This window comes from Flammeovirga kamogawensis (genome assembly GCF_018736065.1).
In the GTDB taxonomy this organism is placed as follows: domain Bacteria; phylum Bacteroidota; class Bacteroidia; order Cytophagales; family Flammeovirgaceae; genus Flammeovirga; species Flammeovirga kamogawensis.
Genome location: NZ_CP076129.1, coordinates 1 through 16,498, shown reverse-complemented (window position 1 = coordinate 16,498; position 16,498 = coordinate 1). Strand labels below are relative to the sequence as shown.

Below are 16,498 nucleotides of genomic sequence, written 5' to 3'. Positions count from 1 at the left end.
ATACTTTAAAATTAGCTCAAACGAACCTGTAACAAATCAGCTCAGAAACTGATATATATCAAAAATTGTTTGACTTAAGTCAAGTACATTTGTTTCATCAAAAATTTAATTCTACTAATAAAAATAATAATTATATGAAACTTGCAGATATCCAAAACGAATTAGTTTTCAATGAAAAAAAGCCTCTAATCACTGTTCTTTTTGAAACTCATTTCACAAAAGAAATAAGAATAGCAATGCAAAAAGGTACTGTTATGAAAGAACACAAAACCTCTTACCCTATTGTTGTACAAATTGTAAAAGGAGCTATTGATTTTGGTGTACAAGGAGAAATATTAGATTTAAACGAAGGAAAAATTCTTGCATTAGATGGTGGTGTACCTCACGATTTAAGAGCGAAAGAAGATAGCGTTATTCGATTAACTCTTACAAAAAATGATGATACAAACCGTGTTGTAGATGTATCTAACATAAAAATTGCTTAGGTATTTTAATCGATAAAGCCTTTTGGTAAAAAATAATTCTACATGAAAAAAGTTGCATATATTTTTATCGCCCTATTTTGTTTAGTGTCTTGTGAACAGGTTGATTCTAAAAAAGAAACTAATCTTGTTTTAAATAATGGCGATAAGTGGGTAGTTGATGCAGGTATGAATAGTTCGATAAAAAAAGCAGAAGAACTGTTGCATACATTTAATCAAAGCCAGATAAAAAATTATAAGAAGTTAGCTTCTGATTTAGAAGAACAGAATAATATTTTAATTAAAAGCTGTACAATGAGTGGAAAAAGTCACGACATGCTTCACCACTGGCTTTTACCCAATATAAAACTGATTAAACAACTCTCTGAAGCTAATAATTTAGAGAGAGAGGAAGAAATAGTAAAAGAATTAAATACTTCGTACGACACTTTTAATAACTATTTCAACTAAATTTTTAATCAAGATTTAATTAAAAAAATAAGGTTGAGGGAAATTCCTCAACCTTATTTTTTATATCATTTAATGCATTATTATTTCCTTTGATGCTCCTTTAGGGTAACGAATTTCTTCTACCATATCAGTAACTTCTTTTGGTGGTTCTGCAGTAAAATTAGCAACTACTACTGCTACTACAACATTAATAAGCATTGCTATTGTACCAAAGCCTTCTGGTGATATTCCTAAAAACCAATCTTCAGATGTGGTCTCTCCCAAAAAGTTGAATTTAAATACCATTATGTATAGAATCATTGATAATAAACCGATGACCATACCACTTATAGCTCCTTCTTTATTCATTCTTTTGTAAAAAATTCCAAGAATAATTGCTGGGAAAAATGATGCCGCAGCTAAACCAAATGCCAATGCTACAACGGCTGCAACAAAACCAGGTGGATGTATACCAAAATAACCAGCAACAACTACTGCACAAGCCGCTGAAATTCTTGCGGCTATAAGCTCTCCTTTTTCAGAAATATTTGGCATCAATTGTTTCTTTAAGAGATCATGAGATACTGATGCAGAAATTACTAATAATAACCCTGCTGCTGTAGATAATGCTGCTGCTAAAGCTCCTGCCGCAACAAGGGCTATAACCCAGTTAGGTAGCTTTGCAATTTCGGGGTTAGCCAATACAATAATATCTCTATCAATATGTAATTCGTTTATACTAGCATCTTTTACATATTGAATTTTACCGTCATTATTTTTATCATTAAATGCAATCAACCCTGTTGTTTCCCACTTACTGAACCATTCTGGCATACTACTGTATTCTTTATTACTTACTGTTTCTATTAAATTTACTCTGGCAAATGCAGCAATAGAGGGTGCGGTGGTATAAAGTATGGCTATAAATGCTAAAGCATAGCCTGCTGAAGTTCTCGCATCTTTAACTCTAGGTACAGTAAAGAAACGTACAATTACATGAGGTAAACCTGCTGTTCCTAACATTAATGCAGCTGTTATGCAAAAAACATCTACAGTAGATTTTTGCCCTAAAGTATAAGCTGTAAAACCTAATTCTGTAGACAATTGATCTAACTTATCCAGAAGGTAAACATCAGAATTTACAAGTGTATCACCAAAACCGAATTGTGGAATAGGATTTCCTGTTAACTGTATGGAGATAAAAATTGCAGGAACCATAAACGCAAAAATTAGGATACAGTATTGTGCTACTTGTGTATATGTTATTCCTTTCATACCTCCTAAAACAGCATAAATAAAAACAAGTGCCATACCTATAATTACTCCTGTATTAATGTCTACTTCTAAAAACCTAGAAAATACAACACCTACTCCACGCATCTGCCCAGCAACATAAGTAAACGAAACGATTAATGCTGCTACAATTGCCACTGTTCTTGCCGCTTGAGAGTAATATCTATCTCCAATAAAATCGGGTACGGTAAACTTACCAAACTTACGTAAATAAGGCGCAAGTAATAATGCTAAGAGTACATAACCGCCAGTCCAGCCCATAAGGTAAACACCACCATCATAGCCCATAAAAGAGATTAACCCTGCCATAGAAATAAATGATGCGGCAGACATCCAATCTGCAGCAGTAGCCATTCCATTTGCTAAAGGAGATACTCCACCTCCTGCTACATAAAATTCTTTAGTCGATCCTGCTCTCGACCAAATTGCAATACCAATATATATTAAGAATGTAAAGCCTACAATAATGTAAGTCCAAGTTTGAACACTCATAAGTTTGTAATAGTTAAAAAGTTTTTTGGTGTAAATAAGCTGTTATTCAAAAAAAATTAATCGTCTTGTACGTCGTATTTTTTATCCAAACGATTCATTAAAACGATATAAGCAATTATTATAAACGTGAAAATGTAAATTGCTCCTTGTTGTGCAAACCAAAAGCCCAATTTAAAACCACCAACCCTAATTTCGTTTAGTGTATCTTTAAATAAAATGCCCGCACCAAAAGAGCATAAAAACCAAATTCCCAACAATACCCCTAAATACTTTAGATTATTTTGCCAGTAACGTTTTCTAGATAAAGAAGTTGCTAACGCCTCTTTCTCTGGATTCTTCTTTTCGTTTGTTGAATGTTCATTCATAAATTTGTAGTAGTTTTTGTCTGCTTAAAAAGCATAATCTACAGAAAAGAAAAAAATCTCACTAATAATTATAGAATTAATTAGTGAGATTTGTATAAAAGAACACAGAAAAATATATTGATAATTATTTTGTGTTACTAAAATATAATGTTGATAAACACCTATTAAACATCTAAAAGCGGACCATTAGTCTGTAATAATTTCAGAAGTTCTTTTGTATTTAATTTTGTTGCTTTACCCGTTCCACTTAATAAATCATCTGCGAGTTCTCGCTTGTCAGCATGGAGTGCAATCATTTTTTCTTCTATTGTATCTTTAGTAATCAGGCGGTATACAGTTACAGGTCTTGTCTGACCCATTCTATAGGCTCTATCAGTAGCCTGATCTTCTACAGCAGGGTTCCACCATGGATCCATATGGATAACATAATCTGCAGCTGTTAAGTTAAGACCTGTTCCACCAGCTTTTAAAGAGATAAGAAATACGTCACTTTCTCCATTCTGAAAATTATTAATAGCCAATTCTCTTTTCTTTAAAGGAGTTGAACCATCTAAATATTGATACGATATGCCTTCATTATCAAGTGCTTTTCTTATAATACTTAAAAAGCCAACAAATTGACTAAAAATTAAAGCTCTATGTCCTCCTTCTTTTAGTTCATGAACGGTTTCTAAAAGCAGTTTTACCTTACTCCCCATCACTTGCCACTCATGATCTACTAAACTAGCATGGCAACAAAGCTGTCTTAATTTAGTAAGTTCAGCAAGTACTTGAATATGTGTATTTTGTTGTTCTTTTTTCTTAATTATATCTTCAATTTCTTCTAATGCAGCTCTACGGTGTGCTTCATAAAGTGTTTGCTCATCATCTGTCATGGTTACAGACAATACAGATTCCGTTTTGCTTGGAAGTTCATCAAGTACCTCACTTTTCTTTCTTCTAAGAATAAAAGGAGCTATTAATTGACGAAGAACTTTTTTTGCTGATTTAGCATGTTGTTGGTCTCCGCTATCAATACGTAATACAAAATTCTTGTTAAAAGCTTCCCAGTTACCTAATAAACCTGGGTTTATAAATTGAAAGAGATTCCAAAGCTCCGAAAGGTTGTTTTCTATTGGAGTACCTGTTGTAATTACTCTTGTATTAGCTTGTAATTGCATGGCAACTTGAGACCTTTTGGTTGTTTTATTCTTAATAGCTTGTGCCTCATCTAATAAAACAATATTCCAATCTTTTTCAACAATCATTTTATAGTTTGATTGCAGTAAACCATAACTACAAACCACCAAATCATAAGGTCCTGCTTGTGCTACAACCTTCTCTCTATCAGATGCCTGCGAGAGCAAATGAACACGCATTGTTGGTGCAAATTTACGTACTTCGTTTACCCAGTTAAATGTTACAGAAGATGGTGCGACAACAAATGAAGGTCCTGCTTTTGCCTTACTTAAAATTAAAGCTAAACCTTGGAGTGTTTTCCCAAGTCCCATATCATCTGCTAAACAAGCACCACCACCCCAAGAGGCCAATTGAGACAACCATTCAAAACCTTCTATTTGGTAATCTCTAAGGTCTGCATCAAGCGTAGTTGGTACAGTAAAATTGTCGGCATTTGCACTATTAATCTTATTCTGAAGATCTGTCCAAGTTTTGTCGCTTCTAACAACTGCTTCTTTAGTTAAATCATTTAGTACACCATAAGAAGCTAACTTATGTACTCTGAGTTCTAATTTATCTTGAACTGCAACACTTGTTAAGGCTGCAAGTTGTTTTCTTAAGTTATCTGTTAATGCAATAAATTGGTCTTTTTCTACTTGAACGTACTTGCTGTTCGGATCATTTTTAAACTCTTTTAAAAGCGATTCTAAAGAAACAACAACCTCTTCATTAATTTTCACTTCACCACCAATAGCAAACCAATCACGTTTTTTGGTTTGCACATTCATGGTTAGTTTATCTCCACCAACTTGCCCCAGCAATTTAAATTTCACACCTTTTGGCCATTCTACAATAGGTTTTTCATCACCATTTTGAAGTTCCAATAAAGCATTTAACGTTTCTTCTCTATCAGAAAGTTCCCATGCATGGTGACCATCGTTTGTCATGTCTAATTGCGGACGTTGTGCATAGAATTTTTCTAATACTTTTTGTTCTGCTTTCAAACTTCTAACAGCACGTGTACGCATACGGTCTACCTCCTCTACTAAAACCTCAGTACCTTGAGCTGGAACTACATACGGAGGAATAGATTTGAAGGGCTTCATGTATAATTCTAATAAGATATTATTACCCCTCGGTGTAAGTAAAGCATGAAGCTTTTTATCTGCTTTAATTTCAGGTAATTCTTCTTGAATTTCACTTACGTGAGAATGTATGTTTAATGATTGCCCTAGAGCAGCCACTACTTTTTTTAATTGGTCTTTTGATTTTTTAGGTAAAATGATGTCAGACGGAAAAGATTCGCTCCATTCCTTAATTTTCTTATCCACATCATAATAGATTACTCTTGTTGGAGTTTCTCTTTTTAAAGGAAAATCAATGTTTACTTCTTTATCAAAGCCTAACCTGTAATTATCCCCTTTTTCATAAATTTGTAACTCTAATGGTCTCTTTTCTACAATTACAGATACATTATCATCACTTTCTAATACGACATTTGGATGCCCCGGAAGGCGTTTCCATACTTCTAAAACATCAAAATCAAAATAGCCTCTACCATATGTTCTTATAGCTTTGTCTAAAATTTCAAAATCAATATCTAACATCCCTTTTATTGCTTTTTTAAGCATTCGGGTATCAGAAATTTTCTTTGGTTTACTCCATTTTCCGTTTTTCAGAATGGTTTGTTCCATAGGTTCCACGTACAAACGGTGGTCTGCGACTACCCATAAAAGTCTTCCTTTAGACGGCTCTTTTTTCTGTTTTTTATCAATTGATTTAAAATTATCTGCTAGCGAGGATAATTTATTAAGTACAAGTTCCCACTCTTCAATCTTAGATTCTTGAATAACATCTTTAAACAATGTCAGTGCATCATCAATTAGATAATCTAAAGAGAAATCTTCTGCTTTAATTGCCTGGAATACCCCATGGGCCTCAGCAAATAATGCAGATAACCATAAAGAACCACCTCTGTGTAAAGACAAAGCTTTACTAACAGTAATATTTATAATGTTTTGATTTACCTTAAATTCTTTGCCCCAAATAGTACCGTATAACCAAATAAGTAATGCTTGTACAAAGTTAGGTAAGCTCTCTAAGTCTTCTTCTATAAAACTACTAATCTGTAAACGTAAATCGTATTTAGAAGAATCACAATCTACATCAGAACCATCCTTTATAAGCAGTTGTGCATCTAAAAGAGTATTCATAAAGAACTTGTTATAATACTTATTTTGCTTATTAAAATAAGTATATCTATTTCTTAAAAGTTCTATATGCTGCGGTCTAATTTGTAAGAACAAGATCTGAAAAATGACCTCGTTCATTATATCTAGTTCTTCCCAAAATTTAGAAGATTTCTTTTTTAAATGTGTTTCGACCTTATCAATTCCAGTTTCTTTTAAAAGGATTGTAAAAGCTTCTTCGTACTTTTTGCCAATAAATAACGGCGTAATCTTATAAAATTCGATTTCAAGGTTATTCTCTTTCTCAAAGACTTCTAATGACGAAGAAATATAACCTTGGTTAGCGAGAATTAAAGCATTAGTTACACCCCCATCTTCTATGCTATTACTTGATGCAGAAATAAAACTTTTGGCTGTATTGTTATCAATAGAACCGTTTTTGATTGCATACAAAAGATGATTATGAATTATAAGGAAATCATCTATATTAAGATTTTTTGAAAGTGTATCCTCTTTTAATTTTAACCCAAAAAGGGCAAAAAGACCATAAATTAATGGTTCTTGGTAAGAGGTATTTTCACCTTCTATTGGAGTAAAGTAATTCATAACCATTAAATGATAATTCAATCTAATGTCATCAAAAACAAACTCCCTTATGATACTTTCTTTTTTAAACTTGGCAGTTCCGAACATATCAGGGTAGAACTTTTGATCTACTCTTATTGTTGAAATTACTTTTTCTACCAAATTTTCTCCTCTATGTTCTTTTAAAAAATAAAGGGCAATTAAATAATATTCTATATGTAAAGTAAAATGGTAATGACCTCTATTTAAAATAAAGACATCAATTATTTCAGCCTCTTTCATCTTTTCTATCAGTTCGATAAAAGCATTGCTATATTCTATGGTAGATAAATGAAAGAAAAAGGGAGCAATAGTATTCTTTAAAGTTGTTTTTGCTTCTCCCCTCATTCCAGAAGTAACAATTACTGCTGCATACTTTAATTTAGTCTCTTTATCTAACCCGTCAAATTGAGCTTGAAATTGATGAAAGCGTTCTACTGAAAAATCCATAGTTATACTATAAAATATAATAACCAGAAATATATTTATCTAATGCAGAATATCTTGCATATTCACTTGTATCATCTACTCTAATAATAATAGAAGATTTCGAACCACTATTAAGATGTTCTAAAACACCCCAATCTACTTTTTCTTTAATAGTTTTATAATCTGTACAGTCAGGGTCCATCCAAAGGAAAGATACATTTTTGCCTAAATCTTTTAAAACTGTAGACATTAAATCTTGTATTTTCTGCTCCGAACCTTTTTCCCAAAACAAACCTTCCATAGTTACGAAAGAGTGATCGTAAAAATTAAAAAGTCTGTTTGCATACGGAATATAAGGTAATAAATACTTAGCAACAATTCCTTCTGCACCTGGTAAATGATGAAATTTCCATTTCCCAATAAATGCCTGTCCACCAGCTACAATTTTACCTTCTTCTTCTACTACAAATAGGTTATTGTCTTTGCCCATATTTTCTGTAGAATAGAATACGTAATCCTTATAGAAATCTTTTGATTTTTGAATTACACTCGCATACTCCTCTTTGGTTGCTCTACGCACATTATCTTTTTTAGTAGGAGAAACACGACTGTAAGTTAGCGTTGTCATCTTACCTATAGATTCAAAACCAACTTTTTCAGTAAACATTTTTGACCTCAAATTATCGTTTTCTACTTGTGCATGAAAACATTGAGGCGTACCATTAGCCTTACTTTCTGGCATTTGGTAATTATTAAAAAAATTGATTAACTGTTGATCCAGAAAGCTATTCTTTTTCTTTTTCTTATTTGGATTTTGCTTAGCACTTTGCATAGAACTAACAAAAGCAAAATACCTTATATGATACGTTTCTGTTGGCTTACCTTCAAACACAGTAGATTTGTGAATAAGCGTTATAGAACTTAATAAATTATTGTTTCTTCTAAGATTTAGAAAATATGCTTTTTTTGTATCTACAAGATTTTTTCTTGTTTCTTCGTGTGTGTAGCGTACGCCCCCCTCAGTTCCCCAAATGGTATTTTCTAACATTTCCACCACATCGTCAGACAGTTCATCTGTTAATTCCAGACAAATTGAACCCGCTTGTGTAACTATATCTTTCATCTATATTCTACTATCAAAAAATCAATCCTGTATTATAATTCAAACAAAAATATTGGAAATTTTCTCAAAAATAAACTTTACCCTAAATTTGTCATCGAATTCCAACAATTAAGCATTATCAAAACATGAAAAGTATAAAGTATTTAAGAGTTATTGGTTTTTTAGAAGGTGTTTCTTACCTATTACTGTTTGGTATTGGAATGCCCTTAAAATATATGGCTGAAATTGGAGAGCCTAACCGTATTATTGGTTCGGCACATGGTTTCTTGTTTATAGCTTATGTACTTCTTGTCTTAAAAGTACATTATGATACCAAATGGGGGTTTATAAATTCTTTCTGGGCGTTTATTGCATCACTTGTACCATTCGGGACATTCGTTGCTGATAGTAAAATCTTCAAAAAGTACCTTGTAGCTTAATTTCAATAAAAGTGTCCATTTGCACGTAAAATCAATTACAAGCCAATGGACACTTTCTTTTATTATGCTGTTTAAAAAGGTATGCTATAACTCACCCCTAAAGATAGGCTTTGTTCTTGATCGTGCAAATCATGTATATAACCTACTCTTGGGCATATATAATGGTTGCCTACTTTAATAAAGTACATTACAAAAACATCTAAATAATTATTCCCTTTTTTGGTCAATTGCCCTTCCTTGGCAATATCTCTAGCGTATCCTCCGCCAAAACCCCAATTACCTGTTACATAAGTGGTATAAATTGCTAAAGTAGCTTTATAAGAATTACCACTTCCATATTCTGTTCTTGTTCCTGTTTGTTTTTCCCAATCGTTTATTAAACTACCTCCAATCATCCAATGATCAGCTATATAATGGTTGTAATCTATTGTAAACACAGAACTCACCGCTTGCCTTTGTAAAACAGCTGAACCAGCTCCTGTAAAAGATAAGTAACCAATTGGTTTATTTTGTGCGTATATAAAGCTTGTACAACATAAACTACAAAGTAATACTGCTAATTTTTTCATTTCTTAAAAGATGAATAAAACATGATTTTCAGTTAGTAAAGGGAAATTATAATGATATTCCCCTACTATGAAATCATTTTTTTTAGAAAGAATTACTAATAGAATTTCTCTTGATTATTATTTGTGATTAATTAAGACTAAGTGAAAATGTTATAGAGCAAGTACCTTTAAAATAATTCTCCAACTATTTGATTATAAATTGTATAGGACATAAACTTTAGTAACGGTTAATTTATATGCTCATTAATATTTATTATGATTCAGAATGAGTTTTTGTAGTTATTTAAACCGGTTGCATTAGTTGTTTTAGTAAACATGTATTAATTTTGAGCATACATTAATACTTAATAACCTTTTACCTTTAATAACAAAATGAATAAATCCTTTGTAATCAGCGAAAATACTTTAAAGTGGGGTTCTGAAAAATTATTTTCAGAAACAAAAAAGATATCAAAGCCAACTTCTACTGATAAGAAAAAGAGCGGCGATATAAAAAAATATTAGTTTCCTTTATCTCTTTCTACAAGAAATTGAGATACCAATAACCACTACATAAATACTATTACTACTAAAGAGAGGCGTTTGTCTCTCTTTTTTTGTTGTTAAGCCTTATTTTGAGCCACTATCTAAAAAGGGAAAAGCCGTATAAACTTAAAACGCTGACGTTGGTCGAAATTTATTAATTGGTGTTAATTAATACTAGATATTAGCTTTATGAACAATTAATAATGATGCATTTTTCTTTTAAAATGAGAAGGTTACTCTTTTATATATTCTGTATTCTAACTTTTAACTCGTGCATTGAGTTAGATAAAACTCCAAACATTGAAGGAACATGGGAGTTGTTATCCGCAACAACAATCCGTAATGATTCTTCAATAATACAGAATTTAGATAATAAAAGAATGATTAAAATAATCAACCAAAATCATTTTGCTTTTTTAAACCATGACAATAATAATGGGAAAGACACGACAGCTCATTTTGTAGCAGGTGGAGGTGCTTATTCATTAATTGGTAATCAGTATAAAGAATCTTTAGAGTATTGCAATTTTAGAGATTGGGAAGGACATAATTTTACTTTTTCTGTATCTATTAAAGGTGATACACTAATACAGGAGGGTATAGAAGAGATTGAAGAACTTGGCATAGAACAAAAAATCATTGAAAAATATACGAGGGTTAAAGTAGGTAGAAAAGGAAATATTTACGCTACACCTCTAATGTAATTAACGGTTTAATTCATTTCATTTCATAAAAAATTCTATTTAGCGATAGACAATTTAAGGAAAGCTCTACTTCTAAGAGGTAGGGCTTTTTTATGTCTTTAAAAATGAAAAAAAACACATTTGAAATCTAGTTTTACTACAATTCTAGAGACGTTTAAGTACTATATTGACTAGGATAAATATAATATTTACCTTATCTAGGTATAAATTGTCTTTTTAAGATTTTACTTTCATATTTGAAATGTAAACATTATTTAATGATATCTATATGAAAATTTTTGCTTTACTACTTACGTTTTTACTTTCATCATTTGCAACACAAGCTCAAGATATTTCAAAAGCTACAAAATGGCAAATAGACAATACTAACCTATTTATACGCTTTGTAAATAATAAATGGGGTGATCAAACTCCAGAACAAAACGATAAACTATATACTTCACGTTTATCACAGATGCTAAAAATAGCAAAATTAAAAACTGACTTGGCAAATAAAGATATCACAAACGATGATTTTAATGAAAAGAAATTAGCTGTGATAAAAAAATACAATTTAGAACACATCGAAATAACAGGACATTCCATAACTGAAATTAATTTAATAAATAAAGAATTTTGGAAAAGTCTTGCTGAATAATATATATTATGTGTGCTACAACAAATTGAATAGATTTGTTCAATTTCTTCAAAAATTGATGTCAATACTCTTGTCTGATGTCAATATTTTATTTTTTAAAAGGAAGAACACTTTTCATGTTCTTACAACAATTTATTATTACTACTGAAATGAAAAAATTCACTTTATTATTTAGCTTCTTTGTTTTATCATTCTCATTTAGCGTTTCAGCTCAAGATATTTCTGGTGCTACTGATTGGATGCAAGATAACTGTAATCAATATGTTGTTTTTGTATCTAATATCTGGACAGACCTATCTGAAGACCAAAAAGAAGAACTTTACACAATTCGTTTACAACAACAAATTGCTTTAAAAGAGTTGAAAGACGAAAAAAATGCAGGTGATATTACACAAACAGAATTCAATAATAAAAAGAAAGAACAAGGGAAATTTTACAACAAAAAAATCTCTACACTTACAGGACGTGATTGGAAAGAAATAAACCAAGTAACAAATAAGTTTTGGGCAAGTTTAGAAGGTTAATTCTAAAAAGGAAATAAAAAAACAGGGTCTTGTAATTTAATACAAGACCCTGTTTTTTTTATTAAATTTTCTCTAACCACTCAGCAGCAATAACGGTCCATTTCCCTACATCTCCTACGTTTGTACCTAAGCCAAAACCATGGCCTCCTTTTTGATAAATATGCATTTCTGCTTCTACTTTATTTTCCAACAAAGCATTATAAAATAGTAAGGTGTTTTGTACAGATACTGCCCCGTCATCTGCACAATGAATTAAAAATGTTGGGGGTGTTTGTGCCGAAACCTGAAACTCATTAGAATACCAGTCAATAAGTTCTTTTGTGGGTTTTGTTCCCAATAAATTATTTCGAGAGCCGTTATGTGTAACTCCATTTTGCATACTGATAACTGGATACGCCAATAACATAAAATCTGGTCGTGCATTTAAAGTATCAATTGCATCTTTTTTATAAGAGTAAGTAGTAGAAAAGTGAGTACCTAAAGTGGCTGCCAAATGTCCTCCAGCAGAGAACCCCATCACTCCTATTTTATTTGTATCAATCTCCCATTTTTTTGCGTTTGCTCTTACTAGTCTAATTGCTCTTTGAGCATCAATTAAAGGAACATCTTTGTTATCTTTTATCGCTTCAGATACGGGAACTCTATATTTAACAACAATAGCAGTAAAACCCAAAGTATTTAACCATTTAGCAAAATCTTCTCCTTCTAAATCATAAGCTAAACCTTTATAACCGCCCCCAGGAAATAACAGTACAGCTTTATGGTTATTAAAGCGTTTTGTAGGATGATATACCTTGATAGTAGGTACTTGAATTTTTTCAATCCAAATAATCTCCCTATCTGTTGCTATAAATTCTTTTTCAGAGGAGGTAATTTTTTTTGGTATATTCCCTTCCCATAAAGGGCGTATTTCTTGTGCACTACTAGTATATGACATACAAAAAAATAAAAATGGAAGTAGTAATTTGTTCATCAGGATATTTGCTTATGCTGTTTGTTTAGTTAAAAATACAACCTCCTTTTTGGGATACAAAAAAAGCATTGACTTTCTGATAAAGCAATGCTTAACTAACTAAATTACACTATTTTAATTATGCGAAATTATTATTGATCTATTTATTAAAATAATGGTTTACCCTGCTTTTTTTGAGTTCTGATTACCCAAATTGCTGCAATTACCATTATTGTTGTTTTAATAAATTCGCTACCAAATTTTGCCATAATTAGAGAGTCGGACGGATTTTGCATTAATTCCATGATTTTTATTTTTTATTAGTGAATACATCTACTAATATCAATAGAATCAAAATGTCACCAAGGAAAATAAAAAAAATAACCCATCATAAAATATAATGGGCTATTTATACTATTGATCTCTAATTCTCTCTATTATTTCTTTCTTAAATCTCTTTGTTTTTTACTAAAATATTTATGTAAAATATAATAATTTGATGGAACAAATATGATTGCTAAAACAGTTGCGGCAATCATACCTCCAAATACTGTTGTTCCTAATGAGTGACGTGAATTAGCACCAGCTCCAGTGGCAATTACTAAAGGATATACACCCAAAATAAAAGCAAAAGAAGTCATTAGAATTGGTCTAAATCTCACTTTAGCTGCATCTACAATTGCTTCATACAACTTTTCGCCTTTTGCAATATTATCTCTTGCAAATTCAATAATTAAAATTGCATTTTTAGAAGCTAAGGCAACAAGTAATACGATACCGATTTGCATATAAATATCGTTGGTTAAACCTCTCATTTGTATAGAGATTACGGCTCCAAATAAGGCCAAAGGAACGGCTAATATTACGCCAAATGGATCAATCCAAGACTCGTATTGAGCAGCTAATACTAGGTAAACAAAAATTACAGCTAGTAGGAATACAAAAATTACACTCCCGTTTGCTTTAATTTGTTGATATGCAAGCCCTGTCCATGAAGCCGTCATGCTTTTATCTAATTTTGATGTTGACATTTCTGTCATTGTAGTCAAAGCATCTCCAGAACTATACCCAATCGCAGCATTACCGTTTATAAAGGCAGCATTATAAAGGTTATATCTTGATACAATTTCTGGTGCTTCCATATAACTTACATCTACTAATGAACCTATTGATATCATTTTCCCTGAAGTAGATTTAACATACAAATTCCATAAATCATCTACCTTTGTTCTATAATCAGCTCTCGATTCTATATTTACTTGGTACGTTCTATTCCATCTAGAAAAGTCATCTACATATTGTTGTCCAGTAAAAGCATTTAGAGCATCATAAATAGTATTTAATGAAATACCCATCATTTGTGCTTTTTCTATCTTAACATCAACTTTTAACTGAGGAATTTTAGAATTAAATGTTGTACCTACCCCACTCAAAGAAGCTTGTTGATTTCCTTCATCAACAAATTCATCTACCACTTTTTGTAAAGTATTATAGTCATTATTTCCTTTATCTAAAATTACCATTTGGAAACCTCCTGAGTTACCTAAACCACTAATTGCTGGAGGAACAAATGAGTAAACTTGAGCGCCTAATACTGTATCATATCTTTCTGATAAATCTTTCATTATATGATCAATGTCTTGTCCTTTTTTTAGACGGACATCCCAATCATCAAAAATTACAAATATAGTTGCTCTGTTCGGTGCTGTTGTTCCATCCATTATCGAGAAACCTTCTACAGTCATCCAAGTCTTAACTCCTGGAACATTGCTATATAACTCATCTAACTGTCTGTTAATTTCAGCTGTTCTATTCATAGATGCTGATTTTGGTAATTCAACAGAAGTCATTACATATCCTTGATCTTCTTGAGGTATAAATGAGGTAGGTAATTGTGTGAAATCAAAAATACCAAACGCTGATATTGCTATGAAAACAAGTAATGAGATTCCATATTTTCTTACTGCAAAAGTAAGTACAGTTGCATACCCACTAAAAACTTTATTGTACCCTGCATTAAACCATCTAAAAATGAAAAACTCTTTTTTATCTTTTGCTTTTGGTTGTAAAATCATAGCACATAATGCGGGTGATAATGTAAGTGCATTAAAGGCCGAAAACAATGTTGATACAGCAATTGTCAATGCAAATTGTTTATATAATTCTCCCGTAATACCTCCCATAGAAGCCGCAGGTAAAAACACAGACATTAAGACTAAAGTTGTGGCTATAATTGGCCCTGTAACTTCTTGCATTGCTAAAATTGCCGCTTCTTTTCTGCTCTTGCCTTCTTCTAAATGCCTACTTGTATTTTCTACAACTACAATCGCATCATCTACTACAATACCTATGGCTAATACTAAACCAAAAAGTGTTAGCATGTTTATAGAGAAACCCATTGCAGACATTACTGTAAATGTACCAATAAGGGCAACTGGAATTGTGATTGCAGGTATTAGTGTTGCTCTCCAATCTTGTAAGAACATAAACATTACTATAAATACTAAGAAGATGGCTATTGCTAATGTTTCTACCACTTCGTCTATAGATACTCTCACAAATTTTGTAGTATCTAAAGGCACTGAATAAGACATTCCTTGAGGAAACTTCTCACTAAGGATAGACATACGTTCGTTTACCTGCTTTTGTATCTCTAAAGCATTTGCAGACGGCAGCTGATAAATTGCAATACCAGCAGCTTGTTTTCCCTTTAAATGGAAAAACATATTGTAATCTTTAGTACCTAACTCAACAGAAGCTACATCTTTTAAATAAACAGTGTGCCCTTGTTGATCGGTTTTTATAATGATATTTTTAAATTGGTCTACATCAGTTAATCGCCCCGGAGCTACAACTAATGCATATTGATTTTTTTGTGTTGAACTAGAAGGAGTTTGCCCTAATTGTCCTGCAGCTACTTGAACGTTTTGTGATAATATTGAATTCTTTACATCAGCAGATGATAACCCTCTATCTTTTAACTTAGAAGGATCCATCCAAATTCTAATACTATAATCATTAACCCCATAAATACTAACATTACTCACACCTGGAATCCTTTTAATCTCATCTGCAATATATACCTTAGCATAATTACTTAAGAACAAAGAATCTACAACGGCATCATCAGATTGTATTGCAGCAATCATTACTAAATTTGCTGCTTGAACAGAAACTCCAGAAGATGATTTATCTGTTACTACTCCCAATGTTTGTACTATATCTGGAATTTTAGGAAGTGCCTGTGCTACTTTATTTTGCACTAATACTGTTGCTATATCTAAATCTGTTCCTACTTCGAAAGTGATGGTTAAGCTATAAGTACCATCATTGTTAGAAGTAGAACTCATGTATAGCATGTTTTCTACACCGTTTACAGATTGCTCTATAGGAGCACCAACTGTTTCGGCAATAACATCTGCACTTGCTCCTGGGTAAGATGCCGTAACATTTACTGTTGGAGGTGTAATGTTGGGATATTCAGCTATTGGTAAGTTGAATAACGCTATGCTACCCGTCAAGACAATAATTATTGCCAAGACAGCAGAGAAGATAGGTCGATTGATGAAAAATTTAGAGATCAT

Annotated in this window: 14 protein-coding genes; 6 read left to right on the top strand and 8 right to left on the bottom strand. The window is 31.9% G+C overall.

Annotation, left to right across the window (positions count from 1 at the left end; all coding sequences use genetic code 11):
* The first annotated feature begins 134 nt into the window (after positions 1-134).
* Together KM029_RS19025 and KM029_RS19020 are read left to right on the top strand one after the other, a co-directional pair.
* Positions 135-485: a cupin domain-containing protein gene (locus KM029_RS19025; RefSeq protein ID WP_144076440.1), complete on the top strand. Its 351-nt coding sequence runs from the start codon at positions 135-137 to the stop codon at positions 483-485.
* A gap of 42 nt (positions 486-527) precedes the next feature.
* A complete protein-coding gene (locus KM029_RS19020) occupies positions 528-932 on the top strand; it encodes a hypothetical protein (RefSeq protein WP_144076439.1) in 405 nt (134 codons plus the stop codon).
* Between the two features lie 69 nt (positions 933-1,001).
* On the opposite strand, the gene KM029_RS19015 is transcribed toward KM029_RS19020, so the two are convergent.
* From KM029_RS19015 to KM029_RS19000, 4 genes are all read right to left on the bottom strand, one after another.
* Entirely contained in the window at positions 1,002-2,696 is a 1,695-nt protein-coding gene (locus KM029_RS19015; RefSeq protein WP_144076438.1) for a sodium:solute symporter family protein, read from the bottom strand.
* Between the two features lie 56 nt (positions 2,697-2,752).
* Positions 2,753-3,061 carry a DUF4212 domain-containing protein gene (locus KM029_RS19010; RefSeq protein ID WP_144076437.1) on the bottom strand — a complete coding sequence of 103 codons (309 nt, stop codon included), beginning with the start codon at positions 3,059-3,061 and terminating at the stop codon, positions 2,753-2,755.
* 164 nt (positions 3,062-3,225) lie between these two features.
* A complete protein-coding gene (locus KM029_RS19005; RefSeq protein ID WP_144076436.1) occupies positions 3,226-7,482 on the bottom strand; it encodes a DEAD/DEAH box helicase in 4,257 nt (1,418 codons plus the stop codon).
* A gap of 7 nt (positions 7,483-7,489) precedes the next feature.
* Positions 7,490-8,584: a hypothetical protein gene (locus KM029_RS19000; protein WP_144076435.1), complete on the bottom strand. Its 1,095-nt coding sequence runs from the start codon at positions 8,582-8,584 to the stop codon at positions 7,490-7,492.
* A 125-nt stretch (positions 8,585-8,709) separates the two neighbouring features.
* On the opposite strand from KM029_RS19000, the gene KM029_RS18995 reads away from it, so the two are divergent.
* Complete coding sequence (locus KM029_RS18995; RefSeq protein ID WP_144076434.1) at positions 8,710-9,003, top strand: DUF3817 domain-containing protein; 294 nt, start codon at positions 8,710-8,712, stop codon at positions 9,001-9,003.
* A 71-nt stretch (positions 9,004-9,074) separates the two neighbouring features.
* On the opposite strand, the gene KM029_RS18990 is transcribed toward KM029_RS18995, so the two are convergent.
* Positions 9,075-9,572, bottom strand: a complete 498-nt coding sequence (locus KM029_RS18990) for a hypothetical protein (protein ID WP_144076433.1) — start codon at positions 9,570-9,572, stop codon at positions 9,075-9,077.
* Between the two features lie 749 nt (positions 9,573-10,321).
* On the opposite strand from KM029_RS18990, the gene KM029_RS18985 reads away from it, so the two are divergent.
* The 3 genes from KM029_RS18985 to KM029_RS18975 all read left to right on the top strand — a co-directional run bounded on the left by KM029_RS18985 (position 10,322) and on the right by KM029_RS18975 (position 11,962).
* A complete protein-coding gene (locus KM029_RS18985; RefSeq protein ID WP_144076432.1) occupies positions 10,322-10,801 on the top strand; it encodes a hypothetical protein in 480 nt (159 codons plus the stop codon).
* A gap of 268 nt (positions 10,802-11,069) precedes the next feature.
* Entirely contained in the window at positions 11,070-11,438 is a 369-nt protein-coding gene (locus KM029_RS18980; protein WP_144076431.1) for a hypothetical protein, read from the top strand.
* Positions 11,439-11,515: 77 nt separating this feature from the next.
* The gene (locus tag KM029_RS18975; RefSeq protein WP_184679543.1) at positions 11,516-11,962 is read left to right on the top strand and encodes a hypothetical protein; all 447 of its coding nucleotides are present in this window, start codon (positions 11,516-11,518) and stop codon (positions 11,960-11,962) included.
* Between the two features lie 61 nt (positions 11,963-12,023).
* Here KM029_RS18975 and KM029_RS18970 read toward each other — a convergent pair whose 3' ends face one another.
* The 3 genes from KM029_RS18970 to KM029_RS18960 all read right to left on the bottom strand — a co-directional run bounded on the left by KM029_RS18970 (position 12,024) and on the right by KM029_RS18960 (position 16,498).
* Positions 12,024-12,935 (bottom strand): alpha/beta hydrolase, encoded by a 912-nt coding sequence (locus KM029_RS18970; protein WP_144076429.1) that lies wholly within the window; start codon positions 12,933-12,935, stop codon positions 12,024-12,026.
* Positions 12,936-13,081: 146 nt separating this feature from the next.
* Positions 13,082-13,219 (bottom strand): hypothetical protein, encoded by a 138-nt coding sequence (locus KM029_RS18965; protein ID WP_158631211.1) that lies wholly within the window; start codon positions 13,217-13,219, stop codon positions 13,082-13,084.
* A gap of 132 nt (positions 13,220-13,351) precedes the next feature.
* On the bottom strand, positions 13,352-16,498 hold the full coding sequence (locus KM029_RS18960; protein ID WP_144076428.1) for an efflux RND transporter permease subunit: 3,147 nt from the start codon (positions 16,496-16,498) through the stop codon (positions 13,352-13,354).